At 39.3% G+C, this 20,860-nt stretch carries 19 protein-coding genes and 1 pseudogene; 8 read left to right on the top strand and 12 right to left on the bottom strand.

Annotated elements, in window-relative coordinates; translation table 11 throughout:
• Positions 1-67: 67 nt before the first annotated feature.
• From EHO65_RS17870 to EHO65_RS17835, 8 genes are all read right to left on the bottom strand, one after another.
• Complete coding sequence (locus EHO65_RS17870; protein WP_135775895.1) at positions 68-1,333, bottom strand: MFS transporter; 1,266 nt, start codon at positions 1,331-1,333, stop codon at positions 68-70.
• Entirely contained in the window at positions 1,308-2,927 is a 1,620-nt protein-coding gene (locus EHO65_RS17865) for an FAD-dependent oxidoreductase (RefSeq protein ID WP_135775894.1), read from the bottom strand. Before EHO65_RS17865 ends, EHO65_RS17870 begins: the two co-directional genes overlap by 26 nt.
• Positions 2,917-3,819, bottom strand: coding sequence for an alpha/beta fold hydrolase (locus EHO65_RS17860; RefSeq protein ID WP_135775893.1), 903 nt, complete (start codon positions 3,817-3,819; stop codon positions 2,917-2,919). The genes EHO65_RS17865 and EHO65_RS17860 overlap by 11 nt, the downstream gene beginning before the upstream one ends.
• 5 nt (positions 3,820-3,824) lie before the next feature.
• Positions 3,825-4,661, bottom strand: a complete 837-nt coding sequence (locus EHO65_RS17855; RefSeq protein ID WP_135775892.1) for an alpha/beta fold hydrolase — start codon at positions 4,659-4,661, stop codon at positions 3,825-3,827.
• A 319-nt stretch (positions 4,662-4,980) separates the two neighbouring features.
• Positions 4,981-5,862, bottom strand: coding sequence for a porin OmpL1 (locus EHO65_RS17850; protein WP_244243571.1), 882 nt, complete (start codon positions 5,860-5,862; stop codon positions 4,981-4,983).
• 323 nt (positions 5,863-6,185) lie between these two features.
• Positions 6,186-6,551, bottom strand: a complete 366-nt coding sequence (locus EHO65_RS17845) for a DoxX family protein (RefSeq protein ID WP_208744157.1) — start codon at positions 6,549-6,551, stop codon at positions 6,186-6,188.
• A 106-nt stretch (positions 6,552-6,657) separates the two neighbouring features.
• On the bottom strand, positions 6,658-7,641 hold the full coding sequence (locus tag EHO65_RS17840; RefSeq protein ID WP_135775890.1) for an alpha/beta fold hydrolase: 984 nt from the start codon (positions 7,639-7,641) through the stop codon (positions 6,658-6,660).
• Positions 7,642-7,731: 90 nt separating this feature from the next.
• Positions 7,732-8,694: an alpha/beta fold hydrolase gene (locus tag EHO65_RS17835; protein WP_135775889.1), complete on the bottom strand. Its 963-nt coding sequence runs from the start codon at positions 8,692-8,694 to the stop codon at positions 7,732-7,734.
• A 290-nt stretch (positions 8,695-8,984) separates the two neighbouring features.
• Between EHO65_RS17835 and EHO65_RS17830 the strand changes: the two genes are divergently transcribed.
• Positions 8,985-9,665: a TetR/AcrR family transcriptional regulator gene (locus EHO65_RS17830; protein ID WP_135775888.1), complete on the top strand. Its 681-nt coding sequence runs from the start codon at positions 8,985-8,987 to the stop codon at positions 9,663-9,665.
• A gap of 129 nt (positions 9,666-9,794) precedes the next feature.
• On the opposite strand, the gene EHO65_RS17825 is transcribed toward EHO65_RS17830, so the two are convergent.
• Complete coding sequence (locus EHO65_RS17825; protein ID WP_135775887.1) at positions 9,795-10,433, bottom strand: TetR/AcrR family transcriptional regulator; 639 nt, start codon at positions 10,431-10,433, stop codon at positions 9,795-9,797.
• 102 nt (positions 10,434-10,535) lie between these two features.
• Between EHO65_RS17825 and EHO65_RS17820 the strand changes: the two genes are divergently transcribed.
• The gene (locus EHO65_RS17820; RefSeq protein WP_135775886.1) at positions 10,536-10,952 is read left to right on the top strand and encodes a DUF2721 domain-containing protein; all 417 of its coding nucleotides are present in this window, start codon (positions 10,536-10,538) and stop codon (positions 10,950-10,952) included.
• A 124-nt stretch (positions 10,953-11,076) separates the two neighbouring features.
• Here the strand turns inward: EHO65_RS17820 and EHO65_RS17815 are convergent, their stop codons facing one another.
• Both EHO65_RS17815 and EHO65_RS17810 read right to left on the bottom strand, forming a co-directional pair.
• Positions 11,077-12,681 carry an FAD-dependent monooxygenase gene (locus tag EHO65_RS17815; protein WP_244243570.1) on the bottom strand — a complete coding sequence of 535 codons (1,605 nt, stop codon included), beginning with the start codon at positions 12,679-12,681 and terminating at the stop codon, positions 11,077-11,079.
• A gap of 48 nt (positions 12,682-12,729) precedes the next feature.
• The gene (locus EHO65_RS17810; protein ID WP_135775885.1) at positions 12,730-13,689 is read right to left on the bottom strand and encodes a phytanoyl-CoA dioxygenase family protein; all 960 of its coding nucleotides are present in this window, start codon (positions 13,687-13,689) and stop codon (positions 12,730-12,732) included.
• Positions 13,690-14,006: 317 nt separating this feature from the next.
• Here EHO65_RS17810 and EHO65_RS20175 point away from each other — a divergent pair, with 317 nt between their 5' ends.
• From EHO65_RS20175 to EHO65_RS17785, 6 genes and pseudogenes are all read left to right on the top strand, one after another.
• Complete coding sequence (locus tag EHO65_RS20175) at positions 14,007-14,684, top strand: FAD-dependent monooxygenase (protein ID WP_425269363.1); 678 nt, start codon at positions 14,007-14,009, stop codon at positions 14,682-14,684.
• Positions 14,677-15,777 carry a VOC family protein gene (locus tag EHO65_RS17805; protein WP_135775884.1) on the top strand — a complete coding sequence of 367 codons (1,101 nt, stop codon included), beginning with the start codon at positions 14,677-14,679 and terminating at the stop codon, positions 15,775-15,777. The genes EHO65_RS20175 and EHO65_RS17805 overlap by 8 nt, the downstream gene beginning before the upstream one ends.
• Before the next feature lie 15 nt (positions 15,778-15,792).
• Positions 15,793-16,743: a fumarylacetoacetate hydrolase family protein gene (locus EHO65_RS17800; RefSeq protein ID WP_135775883.1), complete on the top strand. Its 951-nt coding sequence runs from the start codon at positions 15,793-15,795 to the stop codon at positions 16,741-16,743.
• Between the two features lie 17 nt (positions 16,744-16,760).
• The gene (locus EHO65_RS17795; RefSeq protein WP_135775882.1) at positions 16,761-17,564 is read left to right on the top strand and encodes an SDR family oxidoreductase; all 804 of its coding nucleotides are present in this window, start codon (positions 16,761-16,763) and stop codon (positions 17,562-17,564) included.
• Between the two features lie 132 nt (positions 17,565-17,696).
• Positions 17,697-18,871, top strand: a pseudogene (locus EHO65_RS20075) (transposase).
• A complete protein-coding gene (locus tag EHO65_RS17785; RefSeq protein WP_244243578.1) occupies positions 18,781-19,977 on the top strand; it encodes a transposase in 1,197 nt (398 codons plus the stop codon). The pseudogene EHO65_RS20075 and the gene EHO65_RS17785 overlap by 91 nt, the downstream one beginning before the upstream one ends.
• Here the strand turns inward: EHO65_RS17785 and EHO65_RS17780 are convergent.
• Positions 19,938-20,801, bottom strand: coding sequence for a flagellar hook-basal body protein (locus EHO65_RS17780; protein ID WP_135775881.1), 864 nt, complete (start codon positions 20,799-20,801; stop codon positions 19,938-19,940). The genes EHO65_RS17785 and EHO65_RS17780 overlap by 40 nt on opposite strands.
• Positions 20,802-20,860 lie beyond the last annotated feature (59 nt).

The raw sequence follows: 20,860 nt of genomic DNA, 5'->3' as shown, positions 1-20,860 counted from the left end.
AATTGGATACACCGTATCCGATTTTATTTAATACAAAAACCATTCGCTTACTTTTAATTTCCGTTACTTATTGAATTCTTTTAGTATGAAGTATTGCAATAAGAGCAATTACAGATAAAAAAATCACAACACAACTAAAGAAGATTCCAGCAAACCTGAATCCGACAATATCGGCGCCAAAACCGACGCCAATTACTGGTAATGAGATTGCTAAGTATAGAATGAGAAAGAAAGAGGAGGCTATACTCGCACGCTTTTCTTGTGGAGCCTTCTCATTTATCGCTGCGATACTTGCGCGCAATATGACTCCCTGCCCAAGCCCAGCAACAATAGCAGTGGAGGATAAAAAGACTATGGATCCAGTAATAAGAGAAGTCGAAAAGAATACCATCCCGATCATAAGCAAGGCGCAGCCAACGGGAATTGCCAAATTACCCAGAGACCTCCCAAGCGTTATTTGTCCTATCGCAGATGCGACAAAGATCGAACAAGCCATATAGCCAGAAAGTGCAGGTGAAGTTTGCATAAGCAATTTAGATAGAAATAAAGGGACAACTGCCGTAAACAATCCTAACACTGCGAACCCCGCAAATCCAGCAGTTGCAGCTTTTATGAAAATCGATCGCATTGATAAAGGAATAGCCAATCTCACTATGCTAAACTTTAACCTATTTTTTGTTAAAATAGGTTCAGGTATTACCCATAATCCAATAGTTGCGAATAATAATAAGCCCAAATGAAATTTGAACGGCAACAGCAATGGTGATGGATAATATTCAGCGAGTAAACCAGCCATTAATGGACCAAGACCGAGCCCTCCCATATTAGCTAATGTGGCAACAAGCGACGCGTGCTCTGAACCACCTTGTTCAGTAAGATCAACAAGAGTGGCAGTAGCAGTTCCTGTGAAAATGCCTGCCGATAATCCAGAGAAGACACGACCAACAAATAGCGCAGTAAGTTCATTGGCTCCTAAAAAGACGGAAGAGCTAAGAAATGAACAAACAAGTCCCAAGAGCAAGATAGGCCTGCGACCTACCGTATCCGATGCTCGCCCAAATAGTATAAGTGCAACGAGTACGCCAAACGAGTAAGCTGAAAATATCATAGTACTCATAAATGTAGAGAAGCCTAACTTTCTCTGATAGAAGACGTATAGAGGGGTAGGTAAAGTTGTTCCGAGCATTACTACGATGAAGGCAAACGCAACAAACAAAAATGATAAATCGCGTGGTGCTACCCAACGCGGCGGCCCATTTTTAAATTCCAATTTTACTGACTCATATCCAAAGTCTGTATTCGTTTGATTAGTTGGCACGATATCCACGCTCATGTGAAAAAGGTTTATTAGTTATATTGCTTTCACCCGCTCGTTCGCCGGAGAATTCAGCGTTGGGTGTCATTTTGTGTATTGAATTATACAGAGAGTTTAAGTCTTCACTTGATGAAATGTGAGCTATATACCCATCTGGACGTATAAGAATCAATGTATCATCCGGTGGACTATAGACACTTTCAAAAGTGTGTTTCAAATCATTCAAAACATAATCAGCTTGAAGTATCCATGATGAATTCACTACGATTCGTTTTAATTGCGCACCATTCACAGGCCAATTAATACGAGCAAGATCTCTGGCCGCTCGGTTACCATATGCGATGAGAGTAAAATGAGATCCTCGAAAAAGATCGAATAACCGGACTCCTTTACCTTTCGAATCAAATAAGAAAGCATCCGGTGCTCTGTCTCCGCTCTCAAGAGTGTTTGTTCGATCACTAGCACTAGATGCCAGAGGTCCACCATGATATGTTAGTGTCAGCTGTTGCTCATCTTTTCCACGACGTATACTAGAAGGATCCAGGTTCGAAATTCCATTATACTTTTTCGTTGATAGCCCGAGTACCGAGGCGGCGATTGGGCGTCGTTCCATTTCATAAGTATCCAGAAGATCGTCGCTTGCACCAGCTAACACTTGTGCGAGTTTCCACCCTAAGTTATATGCATCTTGAATCCCGGTATTTAATCCCTGGGCACCGGCCGGTGTATGAACATGAGCAGCGTCACCAGAAATAAAGACACGCTTACTACGATAGACTTCCGCGAGACGAATGTTCGGACGAAACACTGATCTCCATTTCATTTCTTTGAGCACAATTCTCAGATTACGTGTGTGAGACTGGATCCTTCGATTAATGTCTATTAGGCTCTCCGGAGGCTCCTCTTCTGGCGCAAGCCGAATCATCCATTGGAATAACTGACTGTTGGGCAAAGGACAAGCGCCAACAAACTTTCCGTTTCTTCCTGGCCAAACATGCCATCTATTTCTTGATAACCCTGTCGTGATAGCATCTACGATTAATATTCGATCTTGTTCATCCGTTGATCCAATAAAATTCACTCCTAATTGCTGTCGCACTTCACTCGAGCCACCGTCAGCTCCAACTAGGTAACGGGATATAATCTCCTCTTCACCATTTGAGAAGGAAACACGAGAAACAACGGCCTCAAGCCCCTGCGTAAACCCTATGAGTTTTCGTCCGAAGTCTACATTACGACCAAGTTTCTTAAGCTGGTTGTGCAGGGCGCTATCCGTAGTATATTGCGGAATTAACCAAGTATTTGGATAAGGAGTAGATGCTGTAGCTCGTTTATTTTTAAACATCGGCCACGGAATCGTAATCGGACCAAGATGAATTCCCAATAATGGATAGAGACTGCCTTGTGAAAGAATATCTGTAATTACTTCAAAATCATCGAATACTTCTAAGGTACGAGGCTGAATGCCTTTTGCGCGTGATCCCTGAAAAGCATGTGGTGCCTTATCAATGATCCTTACATCAAGACCCCGACGAACGAGGTCAATAGCTAAAGAAGTTCCTGTTGGCCCAGCGCCAACGATCAGAACATCGATAATCTTATTACTTTCCATGAGATATTCCTTTCTGCGATGATAGTATGAATGAATTGAAATGTTCCGCTAATTGACCTGGACGTTCAAATGGAACCATGTGACCACAGTCAATAATTTGAAAACTCTGAGGTTGCAAGAGATGAAGAGCTTCTTGCATAAGGTGGATCGGGGTTACCAAATCATCCTTACCCCAAATTAATTGAATAGGTATTCCTAAATTTTTTACGCCACGATACAAATCACTGCGATTGGAAAGGCGAAAATTCTGCAATGTAGAAAATAGAGCAAACATAGATCCCTCTATTCGATAAGCATCTCGAGTCATTTTTGCCAAGATCAAAGCGTCCTTGGGATCACGAATATTGTGTCCCAAATGTTGCTCAAGCAAACGAGTCCCAAAATGCTTCGCAAGGAAGTTCGCGAGTAGATCATATCGTAGTATTCGATCTGGTGACAAGATAGGTCGCGCCAAACCCGCAGGACCAACAAACGTTAGCGTCTTAATGAATGACGCATGTTGCTTGGAAAATTCCATCGCAATAAGAGCTCCCATAGAGGCCCCAACGACATGATATACCTCGTCCAAACCCAGACACTGAATTAAGTCCGAAGCTTGACGCACAAATAATGTTAAATCATATTTTTCATTAATTCGGTCCGAATAGCCTCTACCGTATCCGCTGTAGGTAAGAGTACGAAAACCTTTATCATGAAGTTCAGTAGTTATTGCGTCCCAATAGAACAATGGAATCGTTAAACCACCGAAGAGAAAAACAAGTTCTCCCCCGTTTGGCCCTTTTAGTTCGTAATGCGTTATACCGTCTGATAGTTGAATAAAACTTCCCCGCATTTTTTTTCGAGAGGAGGAATCTAATTTTTGATTTTCATAATTTGAAATAAAGTATTTCATTTAAATTATTCCTTACTCTTCTTTTTAACAGTATGAAGGAACCTTTCGATCGCTTTAGATACCCAACTCGGATCTTCTTCTGGAAGCAAGTGTCCACCACCAATATGCACCAATTCTTGGCAATTCCGTATATCTCTTGCAAAATGTTGTCCGTCTATTTTGGCACTTCGAAGTACAAGAGTAGGAATAGATATATTTGCTATTTGAGAGCTTCTATCTGTTTGATCGGTATTAGCAAAATCAATGAAAGCTGAACGATTTCCAGGGAGACTCATTAATTGAAAAACCCTTTCTATCATTTCATCCGTTACAATATTAGATTCAGCTCCTACAATAGAACGTAGGTTACGCTCAACTGCACTACGAGGTGTCCAACGACGCAATATTGGCCGTAAAAAAGGATTTCGAGCCATTCGTAATCCTTTAGGTAAAGACTTCTCCGGATAACCGGTAGCGTTGATTAGAACTATCGCCTCTATATGTTGAGGATAATCCAATGCTAGGTTCCATGCAATATTCCCCCCAAGTGAATTTCCGACAACGGCATACCGTGGTATATTTAAGGTTTCCATGAAGCGAGCAATCGTTGAGGAATATGCTTCAATATAATAGTCTCGATCTGGCCGAGCGCCAGTCAGACCGAAGCCGGGCAAATCTATACGAATAGTTTCAAGATAATTTTCACTCAGCGTATTCGCCACCGAATCAAAACAATGGAGTGAAGAACCACTTCCATGCAAAAGTAACGCTATAGGCCCTTTCCCAATTCTTTTATAATGTAACTTGATCCCATCAACGGTCGAAAATAAAGAATCATGATCGGGTTTATTCCATTCTCTCATTATGGATACACTGTATCCAAATTTATTGAATGTCAAGCTTTTGCCTGGTATTATCAGAAAGTTCTTTAAATATTTTTGTTATCCCCGTTTACTTGGAGCTTAATTGTGCAACAATAAGCATTCTCGCTGTTCGCTTTCCCTCTCTTAAGCAACGGATTTAGCCTTTATGGTCCATAAATTTTTTAAAGGTGTTAGATATCGTAAAAGCTTACGTTTTATGATTAATAGAATCTCAAACTATACACAATCGACAAAAAAAAAGCAAGAAGTGAATCTTCTTGCCCACAAGAGAATAGTTTAAGAAGCAGATAGAGGTGAACTAAATCTCGTATTTATAACCTATACGATATTGTGTTCCGCCAAGTACGATAGGATAGCCAACGCTTGGAGCTAAACCTTCAGCCCCACCCTGTGAACTTGGATGTGCGATTCCGTATTTGAAAGAAAAGAATGTCTCGGCTTCCATAAAAGCATATCCTTTGTCCGAAACTCGCGCCTGAACTCCAAACAACCAATTAGGAGCAACACCGGATACATTGAATCGAGTATTTTCCCAGTTCGCGTTCGGATCAGTTCCATCCTCTAACAAATTTGTGATTGTATTAGTAGGCCCAAGGGTCTGCGCAAGAAACTGATGTACATCTTCCGCACGATTACTACCGGCTAATCCCCATCCACCTTTAAAATAATGCACTCCGGCACCTATATAAATCGCAGTATCTTCCGTAGGTGAAATTTTGATTCCCACATTCACAGGTATCTGAATAGCACTATAGTCCCATGTTATATCATAAAATTTATACTGTAGAAATTTTGCGTCAGATTCCCCACCCATAATTTTCTTTGTATAATTTGCTGACACTCTCCAGAAAAAGTTTTTACCAAAATCTTGTTCATAACCAAGCGATATAACTCCACCTGTTAATGGTCCTCCAGTATTAGCGTGGATTAGTCCCATTGTACTGTGCTGCAAAGAAAGGAGACGATTGTCTGGATATAGTACTCTGCGTGGTAATACTCCTGTTTGTCCGGTAGAGGAAACAGCATCATAATTACTTGAAGCATCCAATCCATCCTTCGTGATAACGTCTCCCAAGTTACCTAAATTAAATTGCGCGCCTAAACTTCCGAAAACGTAAGATTTTGCAGATAGAGTAGACGAGCCCAACAAAAACATAATCGCGAAAATTATTCGCATCATCGTGACTATATTCATTTTCTTAATGAAATTTTTTCTCATTGTCTTCACCGTCATAATATCGGCAACACTGTATCCATTAATGAAGAATATCAATCCTTTTTTATACGAGGGTCTAAAATTTTGAAAATTTATCTGAAAGAAGAAAGATGCAATGAAGGGGGTTGGGAAATTTAATGATGCCGATTCGAAAGATACCCCCAAAGAGATTCCTTTTTCATGGCTCAATTCATATTAAAAAGAGATGGCCTTTCGAATTTTGTGGAGTTATTCAAATTAAAGATAATCTTTACATTCAACGGAAATTTCTCGTTATTTCCCTTTTATTATTGTAAGCGCCGCGTAATCGGTCTCGTTGCCCAAGAAATTAAAGCAAATCCTAGGATTGCTATTATAGGAACGAGTTCACGAAATTCATCGCCAACTATAACATGAGAGAGAAAAGCTCCACTTAAATCAAAAAAAACACCAGCATAAGCCCATTCTTTCAATCGTTGGAATCCGGGAATAAGAATCGCAATTGAACCCAAAACCTTCCATACACCTAATATCGGAGCAAGAAATTTTGGATATCCAAGATGCGATAAAGATTCCAAAACAGAAGAAGCTTGTCCAAGATCTAGAACGGCTCCAATTGCAAGACACAACACAAGTAATAATGTAGAAATCCAATAAACAAAAATAGTATACATAACATTCCTCTTAAATAACTTTTCTATCCTTTCAAGCATCAATGTAAACATCTCATTTAAATTTATATTATACAAAGATGTAGGATAATAGAGTCCAATTAGCTAACTACCCTTTGTTGCTTGAAGCTTTCAGGCGTACTTTATTAAAAAATTCAATCACGATCGAAATAGTTCTATTACCACCTTCGATCATAACCATATGTCCGACATTTGGCACCGATACAACTTCGGCTTTACCGCCAAGCCAATCATTAATTACATGAGCTCCCTCAACAGGAAGAATCCGATCATCTTCGCCCCATATAATCTGTATTGGGAAATCAGTCTTGCGGAGCTGGAGAAAAACATTTTCTAAATTAGTCGCACCAAAATTCTTAATAGTCTGAAAAATAGCGTTGTAATATCCTTCGAAGGCAGCACTACGACGAATGCTCTGTTCAAAGCGAATAACTTCATCTGGTTGATCTGAGGCGAAATGTGCACGGACCCGGCCAAGCGTTAATTCCTTTCGAAATAGCCAAAATAAATATTCCCCTACCAAAGGAATTCTTAATATGGAAACAACTAATTCTGAATCTGGGGCATAACCAGCACTACCGTGAATAGAGATTGCAAGTACGCGATCAGGATGCACCCCAGCCCAGTCAGCGACGATTCCACCACCTAACGACTGTCCAACAAGATAAATTGGTCCGTCGATGTTGAGTGATTTAAGCAACTCGTCGATTTGAAGTAAATACGTAGCAGAATTGTATTCAAATTCTTTCGAACGTTCTGAACCGCCTCGCCCTACTAAATCATACCGTAATGTCCTATAACCGGCTTTCTTAAACTCCTCTGCAGGCCTCTCGAAGTAATCAGTTCCTTCCGTAGTCAATCCACCAACGAAAAGGACTAAAGGGAAATTTTCCTTACCATCTAAAATATATCGGATCGTTCCAATTTTGGTTCGGACAAAACTACCTACAAAATTTTTACGGGCTTCATCATCTAATTTTCTCTCATTAGTAGTAAATAACCAAGCTCGTGTGATAGCAATGAGATTTAAAGAGACCAGAAAAACTATAGAAATAATGAATACACGTTTCATCTTATCGTTCCAATCTTGAATGCATAAAATTTTTAATATTAGGATAATCCAATTTAACTTCCCGGTAATTAGATTGAAGTAAGCAATTTTTCACAAATGAACTGAACTCCGAATTTGAGATCTTTTTCCCGAAGATTTCATAAATTCAGAAATGGCACTAGCTACCCAATTCGGGTCTTCCTCTGGAAGCAAATGTCCCCCTTCGGTATTAACCAATTCGCGGCAATTCTCAATATCTCGTGCAAAATGCTGTCCGTCAATTTTGGAACTCCGAAGCACAAGAGTAGGCACAGTGATATTTTTTATATAAGAACTTCTATCGATTTGATCTGTATTTGCTAAATCAATGAAAGCTATACGATTGCCCGATTGATTTGCAAAAAAATGTATTCGGTCAACCATAGATTCATTCACAATATTAGAATTAGAACCAACTGCAGATCGCAAACTTCTCTCAACGGCCCAACGCGGTGTCCATAGCTTTAAGAGCAATTTTAAAACTGGGTTCTGTGCCATACGTATTCCCAATGGAATCGATTTTTCTGGGTAACCTGTGGCATTAATTAAAACAAGATTGTCTACTCGGTTTGGATATTCTAACGCAAGGTTCCATGCTATATTTCCACCGAGCGAGTTGCCAACTACTGAATATCGCTGAACTTCCAAGCTTTCCATAAAGCGAGCAATTGTAGATGTATAGGTTTGAATCCGGTAGTCTCGATCTTCTCGGGAACCAGTTAGACCAAATCCGGGCAAGTCTAGTATGACGGTAGCAAATGAATTTGCATTAAGAGCTGACCCAACTTGCTCAAAAGACTGTAATGATGCCCCATTTCCATGTAAAAGGAGAATGATCGGTCCCTCCCCTTTTCGTTTATAATGGATTTTTATTCCATCTACAATTGAAAAACGTGAATCAGCAGAAGGCTTATACAATTCTGCAATATTTTCGGAAATGGAATTATTGAGAGAGTAAATGGAAATTGTGATAATTGCAATAAGAGTAAAAAAAAGAAATATTATATTTCTAACTTTGATTTTATCTTTTTTCATACCTTTCTCCCTTTAACAAAAGAATCTTCAATCTGAGCATAAATATCTACACCAACCGCTTCGACATAACGATTTGGGCGATTTATAATCTCATTTTTGAGAAGAGCCATTGCTGCCTATCCGAGTCTATCGTTCAAATTCCTAACTTATTTATTTTGGATACAGTGTATCCATTTTAATTCAAAGTCAAGCTTTTCAAATACTTTTTCTTCGCAAAATGATATAAAATTAGTCGTTCAACCTGATCCTCAACTGCTTGCACATTTAGAGCAGTCCTTGAAGTTTGCTTTATGACTAATAGGCAGAAATCCAAACCTGCACCGGGGCGGCCTCCTTTTCCTGTAGACCGTATCGTTTCTACTGCTTTACAAATTGTGAACGAGGAAGGTGCAGAAGCATTATCTATGCGCTCGCTCGCTGATCGATTAGAGTCAGGCACTGCAACTCTCTATCGACATTTCAGTAATCGTGCGAACTTGATTGCTCAAGTTGTTGATTGCATATTCGGAGAATTAAAATGGAAACCAGAAAAACTTACTGGACTGAACTGGGAAGAAATGTGTCGGGCCTTCGCTCTCAATGCTTTCGAAACACTTAGTCGATATCCAAATGCGGCTCCGTTATTAGTAGAAAACTTACCACTCGGGCCAAACGCTATGATTATACGCGAGAGTGTTATTTCTTTATTTTTATCGAATGAATTTTCGCCGCATCTTGCTGCTCTATCATATGCATCTCTATCACGCTATATTTTAGGCTTTGCTGTTCAATTGAAAGGGTCAGATCAAAAAAAGAATAAAAATGATTCGAACACATTTCGAAAATTGAATTCCGCTAATTTTCCGGCTACAGTAAAAGTAGCTGAATTTTTGCCTGTGCCAATTGAGAAAGAATTTAAATTTGGATTGGACTTACTAATCGATGGAATACGCCAAATACGTGATAAAGAAAAGTCACTTAAAAAACGCTAAGACTCTACTTAAATTTTCTTTCTTCATCTCATAAATGTTATTCAAAAATGATCCTTTGATCTTGATAATATGCACCCAAGATCTTCTTGAGCAAATAACAATATCATCCCGTTAGTTAATAATTCGGATTTACTTCACAGCCCAAACACGATCGAATGCTTTCTGACTCACGTTATTTGAAGCTTTACCGGATAAGCCATAGGCTCTCAATACCAGTGCTATCAACTCAATATCATGAGAATATTTCTTTGCTCGGCCTTCAAGAATATTTCGAATTCCATAATGTAAGGCTCCAATATAAAGACCTAAAGCCGCCTCTTCCGACTCGATTATAAATTTTCCTGCTTTCACAGCTTTTTGCATATCCTTCAACGGTTGCGCGCGCAAAATTTCACTCATTCTCGGTGCTGCAGCTGCAACTCGAATTAAGGCCCAACCCCAATTCATGTCCTCTCTTGCCTTTTTTAAAAAGGTCATCCCTCCGTAGGCCATCCTTTCTGCTCCGTCGGTAATTTCCGGAATTAGTTGAGCAGACTTCTCAACTAACGCCTCCGCCAATGCAAGAGCAGATGCTTCTAATAATTCTTCCTTTGTTTTAAAATAGTTGTAAAAAGTTCCATTGGCAACTTCGGCTTCAGCAGAAACTTCTGCAATTGAAGTCTCACCTGCATCCTTAACTGCAAATAATCGCAGAGCTGCGCTCATTATTTGAGCCCTTGTTCTTTCCCTCTTGGGAAGTAACACTTTCCGGTGTTTGATTCTTGCCATCCTTCGACATTTTGTTAGCAAATCCGGCTCAATCAACTACAATTTTGAGAGGAATCTCATTTATAATTTGTATTCAAGTATGAATCGAAATTTTCTGGATCAATGGGATCACTTAATTATAATACACCAGGATTACTCTTTCCTGCAATTTCCCTATTAATGTTGGCTTTTACGAATCGGTTCTTCGGACTTGCATCTCTTGCTAGGCATTTAATTCAAAAATACAGAGAAACAAAAGATGAGAATCTTGTTCTACAAATTGAAAATTTAAGCTTTAGAATTTCGCTTGTTAGATTTTCTCAATCTTTTGGAATACTTAGTTTAATTTTTTGTACATTTTCTATCGCTTTTATACCTATTCTAAGCCTTTTCGCATGGTGCTTTTTTGGCAGTTCTTTACTCTTTATGATAATTTCTTTAATCTTTTCTTTAGTAGAAATACATCTCTCAACTAAGGCACTGAACGTTGAATTAAAAACTGCCTTGAAGGAAAATTTAGAAAGTGTTCGTAAAGTTTAGTGCAATTTAATATTGGATTCCAAATTTTTTCTTCCCAAATGCACGTAAGTAATATCCTGCGTCTACAGCAGGTTCACTTACGCGGATTGGACAAGGCAATATATTTTATTTCATAACAGATATCCTAAACATAAAGGTTTGAGAACTTTTTAATTACTTCATCAGCCTGTTCGGCCTCGAAGGCGGCTCCTATAATTCTATCCGGTCGTACTATTACGAAACGATTCTTTTTTCCGAAAATATTTTGAAAGAAAAAGGTTACATCTTCTCCGAAACAAGTACAATCTTCAACGACTGATTTAATTCTTTGATCGGAAAGATATATCATGACTCCTCCCAGACGTTTCCATATTGTCTTTGACTCCTCATTCAAAACAAGCATAGGGTCATTTCCATATCCAACGATAGCCAACGAACTACCAAGCAGAGAATCTGACCAATCCCAAGTTCCGTTCTCTAATTTAATAGAAGCTTGCGGGAAGGTGGTTCCTGGATATAAAATAGTATTTCGAAATCGTTCCTTCTTTAAAAAAAGCCCTTTATTGAAATTGTTTAAAGGTTTTATCCTCATATCGGTGAGATATGATTTAAGAGGTGAGTAAAGTAGAATTTTGAATAACAAATCCCTTAATATAGCTGCGATTTTACTTCTGGTCATAATAATAGATCCAAGAAAAACTGCTAAGCGTATCATCTTTTTTGCATGGGGTCGTCTTTCTATATCGTAACTTTCTAATACTTTCGGACTTGCCTCCTTATTTAAAATCGCTGCTATTTTCCAACTAATGTTAAAGGCATCACGAAAACCGCTAACTAATCCTTGGCCTGCGAACGGAGGGGTTAAATGAGCTGCATCCCCAAGTAAATAGACTCTTCCCTTTCCCATACAATTGGCCGTTTTCGCATGAAATCGATACACCGCTTTTCTTTGTAAATTTCCCGCTAAAGCTTTGCTCCATGGTTTCATAAGTTCTGCTATTTTTTCAGGATTCTCCATTTCATTTCTAGTTTCTTTATTTCGGAGAAGAAACTCCCAGCGTTGGGATCCCTGCGGTCCAGGCACATGAGCAATTGGTCGATTTGGATTGCAGAAAAATTCTACTTTCTCCATGGATTCAGAAAAACCATCTATATCTACAATTAACCAATCTTCCTTATAAGAAGAACCCTGTAAGCTCCAACCCTGGTTAGTTCGAATAGAACTATGTGCTCCATCGCAAGCGAGAAGGTAAGAAGCAGAAAATTCTTTTACTACTTCATTATATTTCAATTTCACAGAGAGTCCCAAATCAGACTGGCTATGCTCTAAGTATAAACAATCGGTTAAAAAGCACACGCTTTCAAATCTTTCGACTCCCTTCCTTAGCAATCTTTCTAAATCTGGTTGGTAAAATGAAACCAATCGCGGATGACCGTTTACCAATCCAGACGAATTTATTTTAGCCAGAACTCCTCCGATCGGAGAGATCATTTCTACGCAAGAAATCAAAGGCATGTTTTTCATTGCTTCTTCCGAAAGGCCTACCGCTTGCAATATTCTCAATGCATCCTGATCCAGTGAGATAGCTCTAGGTATTTCCAATACTTCAGGATTCTTATCTACCAAAAGGACCGATATACCTTTCATACCCAATAGATTGGCAGCTAAAACTCCTACAGGCCCGGCCCCGACAATTATTACTTCAAATTTATCGAACCTTAGGTTATTTAATATATTATCAAAATTCAAAACTTATTCACCTAATTGAAAATTTCTCAGTAATACAAAATAGTTTAGCTACTTCCAAGTCTGCCTAAGCTGTGGTGGCCGAAGTTTAAACTTTAGGCGTACCGCTGCTGTAATATTATTTATCCCTGAAACCAAGAGTTGCATTTTACTCGGTGTTTCAGTAAAGCGTCGTATATTTCGCTCCAAGGCAATTGGTTCAGGTAGAATACGAGGAAAAGCAGCTCCGGACAATCCTTTGCCAACGATAGAAGTATGTTGATAGAATATGGGCATTCGCTTCGAAGAAGGTTCCCATATTACGTCATCTCCTGTCCAACGAAGAGCTAAAGCTCTTCTTCGGCGTGTACGATGATTATTCCCGTAGCTACCGTGCAACGTCAAAGGGTGAAACATCAGGATATCGCCTGGATTCATCACCCAATCGAGAAGATCATATTTTTCCGGATTTGCATTGATATCCGGAATATCATCCATCTTTTCATCTATAATAGCAGCAACATAATCAGGAGAAATTGCTTTAAAGCGTTGGGTCCATTTATGCGAACCTTTAACATACATTAGTCCACTGCTCTCTCTTGTTACTGGATCCAATGGGATCCAAAAAGAAGTGATCTGCTCCCCTCGAATAGGCCAAAATGAAAGATCTTGGTGCCAAGGGGTTGGTGCATCTGTTCCTGGCTCTTTTACAAACATTTGATCGTAAAAAAATCTAACCTCTTTAGCCCCCATCAATTGCTGAGCCCAATGCGCGAAAGGTCCGTAATAGATTGCATCACGTATTTCATCTACGCGCTTCCAAAGGAAAGTATCCATTTGATAACCCTGAGTTTTTCTGGACATAAACTTTCCGAGCAATGACATTTCCAAACGCGCCTTCTCGAGTCCTGCCTCAATAAGATGCAACCAATTCGCGTCGATTGCACCTTTGACCATTATAACGCCATCACTATCATAACGACTAATTTCATCCTCAGTAAGAGGTCGAACGGGAACAACAGAATATGACACAAAATCCTCCAAAAGAAATATATTCCATAAAATATATTTTAATCATTTTTGAGAGATATGTCAAATTTATTATTAGTATTATTTTTGATATTTTTTCAATATATGCCCATTTGAACCAACGTTATATTTATAGGCATTGCTAATTTTCTTACACTTAGGGTATAAATCGAACTTAGTTTTTAGTTACTTTCGATTGCCAAACCCTCTCAAAAGGGGTCGAATCGGCATCAAGGAAATTATAAAATTGGATTTTTAGAATAAGTGTTCATTTTAATGTTGACTTTTTATCATTTTTGATATATCTCTCATTTAATACAATGTTCCCAATTATATCCATCATCGAAAAGCAGCATGTACGCAATGCGATCGCAATCGGAGCTAATCCGACAGGACTCTTCGCTTCTTTTCTTTTAAGTCACATGGGAATTCCAACGTTAATTATCGATGAGCAAAGAATAGTTACTGAAGACAGACAAATTTTCCTTAATCAGAACGATTTGACTATCTTCGAGGAAATACTGTTAAGAAAAAGGGAGAATAACAAGGATTCGGTTAGAACAATCGCCGAGTCCTTTGAAGACTTACGCATTTTATACTCTCAAATCAAAAATAAAGATCTCAAAAATATATCCAAGTCTGTTTGCAGCATTTCCCGAAATAGTATAGAGTCTATCCTTAGGAAAAAAATCTCCTTTCTCGATAATGTAACAATTATTAAACCTAGTGCCTTCTCGCATAATTCCGGAGTCGGCAAAACGATTCTATTAGATCTGGAAATTGGGAATTTAAAATTTAAAATTCAAACAAGCCTACTTGTCATTTGTAATGACGACGACTCGCGTAAAACAGACTTTCATTCCCTATTCCTTCTCTTATTCGAAACATTAAATAATTGCACTCTAAATAAATCTGAAAACCAGAACGCAACCTTCGTCGATAATTTTTATGAAATTTATACTAATGACTGTTTTTCGGAAAAAGCTCGCCATGAATAAATCTGCTTCCAAAATTCCCACTCAAACGCACAATCCAGTGAGCAGTGCTCAGGACATCGCCTATGTTAGGTTAGGTCGAAGAAATCTGTCAGAAGCCGAACAGTATTATACCGATTTCGGACTTCGCGTCTTAAGTAAAACGAAGAACCAGATCCTATTTCATGGAAATAGCTCCAATTTTCCCTGTTGGTCAGTTGAAGAGGCCGGCAGGGATTTTTTACTTGGATTTGGATTTTATATATCTTCTGAAAAAGAATTTGATGCTCTTAGAAAACTGAACGGTGCTCATTTTCAACCTTTAGGTCGATTTGGAAACTTGCCATCCGTTACTTTGTTTGATCCTTCCGGTCTCCCTGTGGATGCAATCTTATCTGAAGTTCCAGAAGTATCTAATTCTGCTCAGATAAAAAGAAATTGGAATCGTTATGACTCGATCAAAAGAGTAAACCGACCGCAAGCAGCCGATTCTGGTCCGTCTGAAGTGATTCGCCTCGGACATGCTGTTTTTCTAAAACAGGAATTTTTAAAGAATGCCCAATGGTATTGTGATACGTTCGGAATGATTCCTTCCGATATTCAACTACTACCTAAATCTAAAGAACCGGTTCTCGTTTTTTTACGATGTAATCGCGGAAAAACTCTTACCGATCACCATACAATTGTTATAGGAGCAGGTGCTGATGATCACTTGGAGCATTGTGCATTCGAACTGAAGGATATAGACGAAATTTCGCAAGGAAGACAATGGCTTTTGAGCCAAGGCTGGAAAGCGGCCTGGGGTCTAGGTCGACATCTACTAGGTAGCCAGGTTTTCGATTATGAAAGAGATCCGACAGGCATGCTTGTCGAACATTATACCGATGGTGACAAATTCGATGATACATACCCTGTAGGCTTTCATGAAATCAGCCGTAAAAGCTTGTACCAATGGGGTGAAGATATGCCAAAGGATTTCCTGGATTCTAAATTGTCATTTCATACCTTAAGGGAACTTATCAAAGGATTATTTTCTGGAAGGGAAATCCGATTAAGTACTTTAATCGAGATGAAAGCAATGGTCGAAAGACCGCCAAGAGATTGGATTAAATATTAATACGAAGGGAATAAAATGGCAAAGAATTATATAAGATACAACAAGGAAAAAACCATCGATTGGGGCCAAATAGAGAACGGAATTGTTTATCCACTAAATGTAGGTGACTTGAGCACGAAAGAACTATTAGATTTCTTAAAAAAGAATCCTATAAAGTCGAATACAACGAATTTTTCCGTAAAGCAAGCTTCGATTCTTTCACCGGTCACGGCGCCTTGCCAAATCATATGTCAAGGCGCTAATTATAGACAGCATCTGGTCGAATCGGGTTTGGATCCGGATGATAAAAGTTATAATATGTTTTTCACAAAATCCGACGCATCACTCTCAAACCCTATAGGAAAAATTATCCGTCCAAATCATGTAAAACTTTTAGATTATGAAATCGAACTCGGGATTGTTTTCGGGAAAAGTATAAATTCTAAAATTGAAGTGAACTCCAAAAATGTTTCTGATTATGTGGCAGCCTTTTTCATGGCGAACGATGTCTCAGCCAGAGACATTCAATTGCCTCAGATGCAATGGTATAAAGGAAAATCGTATCGTACCTTTCTGCCCGCTGGCCCTGTCTTAGCTGTTCTTGAACCGGGAGATTTTGATCTATTGAATTCATTAGAACTAACCTTACTTGTGAATGATCAGATACGACAGCATGACACCGCTTCCAATCTCGTTTTCAAACCAGCCGAAACCATTTCCGAATTATCTCAATTTTGTAATGTATCTCCAGGAGATATTCTTATTACCGGGACTCCATCAGGATGCGCACTTAGGGCGCCAGGCAAATTGGTTCAAAAAATCGGCGGACTTCTCTCCGAGAAGAAGAAATGGAAACTATTCATTAAAGGCCAGAGTAAAAGAACGGAATACTTGAAACCGGGAGATATTGTAAAATCATCCATCCGCTCTGCAGATCGTCGAATCGATTTAGGCGATCAGATTTTGGAAGTCGTTCAGGAATCTTAGGGCAAGAAAAGAATATTATGAAATCATTTTACAATAATAAAGTTGTTTGGGTTACCGGTGCTTCTTCAGGAATCGGAGAAGCATTAGTTCAAGAATTGGCAATGCAAGGTGCAAAAATTGTTCTTTCCGCGCGCCGGAAAGAACAATTAAAACGAGTACAACTCGAAAATAATTTGAGTGATACCAATTCATTGATTCTTCCCTTGGATTTAAGCAAATACAAAAGTTTGGATCAATTTCCCAAAAAGGTATTAAGTAAATTCGGACATATTGATGTTCTGATTAATAACGGAGGAATCAGCCAACGTTCATTGGCTCATGATACCGATTTAAATACATATGAAACATTGATGAATGTGAATTTTTACGGAAATATCGCCCTAACACTAGCCACACTTCCGTTTCTTCAAGATAGAAAAAAAGGTTGGATAGCATCTATTTCAAGCGTGGCTGGAAAATTCGGAGTACCCTATAGAACAGGATATTCTGCAACTAAAGCTGCATTAACTGGATTTTTCGAAGCACTCAGAGCCGAAAATCGCGCATTAGGAATTAAAGTTACCTTGGTTTATCCGGGTTTTATACAGACTCAGATCTCCCAAAACGCGCTGAAAGGAGATGGAGCAAAGCATGGGTTACCGAATCTTCATACGAAAGCCACAATCCAAGCAAACGAATGTGCCCGTAAAATTTTAAAAGCGATTAGTGAGGAAAAATTGGAGGCAGTAATTGCAGGACCTAAGGAAGAATTTGGACTTTGGATGCATAAGTATTTTCCAACACTTTTTGCAAGGATCGTATCGAGAACGAAAGTTACTTAAGGAATTACTATCTATCTCTCCCTACCGATCCTCACAATAAAAGCTAACTCTTACGATCGTACTGAAGGTACGATCGCTTCATCCGCTAAATTCCGACATACTAATTGGCGACAACATGATTTAAATCGTGATCTGACTCCACATAACACTAGCTTCTATGCTGCTGTTGCCAAAAAGCTTTTGTCCGACTTCTATCCAAACACTGCAAGAATTGTTGCGATGTTATGGATAAAGAGATCAGTACGCGGCCGGATGTGATTCGATGCAAAGTCTGTCATTACCAGACTTCTCGTTTGAGCTACACTCCCCTTCATCATTTCAAATTGCCGTTATGGATGTTTGGATTTGTATTCTATGAATCTATGGTTCAGTTTCCAAAAGTTCTGACTGCTACCGAGATTTGTAAGAAGCTATGTATTAGTGGTAAGGCCGCTTCTTTGCTTAAGCGGCGATTTCAGCTATTCTGTTCTTAGCAGCTTCCTGTTTATAAGAAGTTGGCGTACAAGGATTTAGCTGTGCGGTTCCGCGATTTCGTGTTATCTGATGCTGATATTGATATTAGCGGTGAAATGGCGAATCGGCTTTATGTATGCGCTGATACAGCCGTTTTGTATTCGGCGAGTGAGCGCGCGAATAAAGGTCGTAAACGGTATCGTCATGGTGGTGCTACTGCATCTATATATCTTTCTGAGAAGCTGGGAGGTAAGCAAGTTGGAACTCTTGTACAAACTATTGCTGTTAAAAGTGGCACTGCCTTCTTTAGTTCTGTTCCCAATCAGAAAGCAAATACTCTCGGACCTATTATTAGAGAGCATCTTCCTACTTCTACTCCGCTATTCACAGATCAAGGATATCCGTGGCTTTGGAATATTTACAAGAATCATAGAAGTGTGAATCACAATGGAAAATCTGTGGAAGGCAGATATCGCTGGGCCAGGAATCGTTGGAGTAAAAATGGAGTTCATAATCAAGTCGCGGAAGGAAATCAACGTCTTCTCAAAACCGCATTCGCATCTTACGGATACATTCGGCCGCAAAATTCTACACTCTATTTGAATGAGTTTTCTTTTATTAAGAATGCGCGAGTCTTTGGACTCGATGCTTTGATGTCGAATTCTATTCAAGAGCCGAAAGCGGCTCCTGTAAGGATTGGTGCGAAGGGATTTCTATCTATCTCTTCCCCCGAATCCGAACCGAAACCCTCACCTACACTAAAATTAGAAAAAGTGCAAGTAGAAATTTCCTTCAGACAACATGGACAAAACACTACAATCCTGCACTCAATACAACCTACTTCACAGAAATAACCAAGAAGATACTAAATGACTTCTATCCAAAACACTGTCCAACTCCTGAATGTAACAATAGAGTCTTAGACAAAGAGATCTCAACAAGACCTGACTTAATTAGATGCTCTCAATGTAGATATTTAACTTCAAGACTTAGCTACACTCCCCTTCATCACTTCAAACTACCAATATGGATGTTCGGATATATACTCTACGAATCTCTAGTCCAATACCCAAAGGTAGTAACAGCAACAGAACTAAGTAAGAAGCTAAGAATAGGATATAATGCAGCGAGCTTACTAAAGAGAAGATTCCAACTCTTTGCGTCAGACCAAAACCCAAAGTATAAGAAGCTCACATACGAAGCCTTAAGCGATCAGTTCAAAGACTTCCTACTACCTCCTAATGAGAATAGAGACATTACCAAGATCATGGCAAAACGGCCCTACGTTTGCGTAGACACTGCTGTATTATATTCTGCGGGAGAAAGAGCAAGCCAAGGTAGGAAAAGATACAGACATAGTGGTGCAACTTCTTCGATTTACCTTTCAGAGAAACTAGGAGGGAAACAAGTCGGAACCTTAGTCCAGACTATAGCAATAAAGCAAGGACCAGTATTCTTCTCATCAGTCCCTAATCAAAAGGCAGATACTCTCGGACCTTTAATCAAAGAACATCTTCCGACTTGCACTCCCCTTTTTACAGACCAAGGATACCCTTGGCTTTGGGGAATATACAAGAACCACAGATCAGTTAATCACTCAGCAAGATCAAAGGATAATAGATTCAGATTTGCTCGAAATAGATGGAGTAAGAATGGAGTCCACAACCAAGTAGCAGAAGGTAATCAAAGAGTCCTGAAGACTGCCTTTGCTTCTTACGGATACATAAAGCCAAAGTATTCCCAATTGTATCTGAATGAGTTTAGCTTCATTAAGAATGCAAATGTATTCGGACTCGATGTGTTGGTTGAGTCGTGTGATAGTGATGCCAGTGCGGGAATGAGGTGTAGAGATAGGGATGCTTTTGCTGTCAATCCGAGAGCCAGAAAAGAGGGGCGGTTCGGATTGAGAGGAAAGGATTTCTATCTTAACACATCATTCAGAAGTTTACCTAACATCTGATCTTGAGTTTGGACAGTCTTCTGATTTGCTTCGTAAGAGCGGTTCACTTCTATCATTTCTACCATTTCAGTCACGACACTTACATTAGAAGCTTCTAAATAACCTTGGAGAAGATTTGGTTCTTCTTCCAAAAGAAAAGGTCTTGGTTCACCGGACTCGGGAGTATCATTGTAAAAAGAATCCCCTTCTTTATCTAAATGACGAGGATTTTCCACAGTGCGGATCTTGATACGATCCAAAAGAACAGGAGTTTCAAATTTATTCTTATCCGCGCCGGTAGAATTGCGAGGATCGTTACCAATCTCACCGTTGATCCAAACTTCCCCATTCTCTCTAATTAAAAAATTACCGCGAGCAACTTTGATCGGACCATTCTCTCCCATCAAAGGAAAACCTTGAGGGGTCACCAAATAACCATTCGTATCTAAAACAAATGCACCTGAGCGAGAAAGCCTTTCTCCTCTATTTGTTAAAATGCTAAAGAAGGCAGGATGTTCTGTGCCAGGTCGATCTTGTAACATCATATCGAAAGGGTTATCTGTCTTCTTCACGGCCCCTTGTTCGAATCTTGTATAAATTTCATTCACCTCGGCGCCTAACCCGAGTTTACCGACCACAGGAGCTGTATCAAACGAGCCCATAGGCACCTTGCCTACACCGTCTTCGCTGAATCTATGGATCAAAAGTTCAGGGAAAGTTTTGAACAACGTTGTATCCCTTTTGAAAGCGGTTTTGTCCACGTTCGCAAGATTGTTGGAGATCACGTCCATGCGCGTCTGCTGCACGATCATTCCATTAGATCCGGTGTACATTCCTCTTAACATTCTACTTTCTCCTGCTCTTTTTAAGGATCGGAGTTTTTCAAAATTCCCATTACGCTTTT

Source organism: Leptospira andrefontaineae, assembly GCF_004770105.1.
GTDB lineage: Bacteria > Spirochaetota > Leptospiria > Leptospirales > Leptospiraceae > Leptospira_B > Leptospira_B andrefontaineae.
The sequence above is the reverse complement of the archived record's forward strand: the minus strand, read 5'-3'. Positions and strand labels throughout refer to the sequence as shown.

Excerpts from the sequence above, each read along its gene's own strand:
- EHO65_RS17800 (WP_135775883.1), top strand. The coding sequence starts at position 15,793 with ATGGCAAAGAATTATATAAGATACAACAAGGAAAAAACCATCGATTGG.
- EHO65_RS17845 (WP_208744157.1), bottom strand. The coding sequence starts at position 6,551 with ATGTATACTATTTTTGTTTATTGGATTTCTACATTATTACTTGTGTTG.
- EHO65_RS17805 (WP_135775884.1), top strand. The coding sequence starts at position 14,677 with ATGAATAAATCTGCTTCCAAAATTCCCACTCAAACGCACAATCCAGTG.
- EHO65_RS17850 (WP_244243571.1), bottom strand. The coding sequence starts at position 5,862 with ATGATGCGAATAATTTTCGCGATTATGTTTTTGTTGGGCTCGTCTACT.
- EHO65_RS17835 (WP_135775889.1), bottom strand. The coding sequence starts at position 8,694 with ATGAAAAAAGATAAAATCAAAGTTAGAAATATAATATTTCTTTTTTTT.
- EHO65_RS17840 (WP_135775890.1), bottom strand. The coding sequence starts at position 7,641 with ATGAAACGTGTATTCATTATTTCTATAGTTTTTCTGGTCTCTTTAAAT.
- EHO65_RS17780 (WP_135775881.1), bottom strand. The coding sequence starts at position 20,801 with ATGTTAAGAGGAATGTACACCGGATCTAATGGAATGATCGTGCAGCAG.
- EHO65_RS17795 (WP_135775882.1), top strand. The coding sequence starts at position 16,761 with ATGAAATCATTTTACAATAATAAAGTTGTTTGGGTTACCGGTGCTTCT.
- EHO65_RS17865 (WP_135775894.1), bottom strand. The coding sequence starts at position 2,927 with ATGGAAAGTAATAAGATTATCGATGTTCTGATCGTTGGCGCTGGGCCA.
- EHO65_RS17860 (WP_135775893.1), bottom strand. The coding sequence starts at position 3,819 with ATGAAATACTTTATTTCAAATTATGAAAATCAAAAATTAGATTCCTCC.
- EHO65_RS17825 (WP_135775887.1), bottom strand. The coding sequence starts at position 10,433 with ATGGCAAGAATCAAACACCGGAAAGTGTTACTTCCCAAGAGGGAAAGA.
- EHO65_RS17830 (WP_135775888.1), top strand. The coding sequence starts at position 8,985 with ATGACTAATAGGCAGAAATCCAAACCTGCACCGGGGCGGCCTCCTTTT.
- EHO65_RS20175 (WP_425269363.1), top strand. The coding sequence starts at position 14,007 with ATGTTCCCAATTATATCCATCATCGAAAAGCAGCATGTACGCAATGCG.
- EHO65_RS17870 (WP_135775895.1), bottom strand. The coding sequence starts at position 1,333 with ATGAGCGTGGATATCGTGCCAACTAATCAAACGAATACAGACTTTGGA.
- EHO65_RS17820 (WP_135775886.1), top strand. The coding sequence starts at position 10,536 with ATGGGATCACTTAATTATAATACACCAGGATTACTCTTTCCTGCAATT.
- EHO65_RS17855 (WP_135775892.1), bottom strand. The coding sequence starts at position 4,661 with ATGAGAGAATGGAATAAACCCGATCATGATTCTTTATTTTCGACCGTT.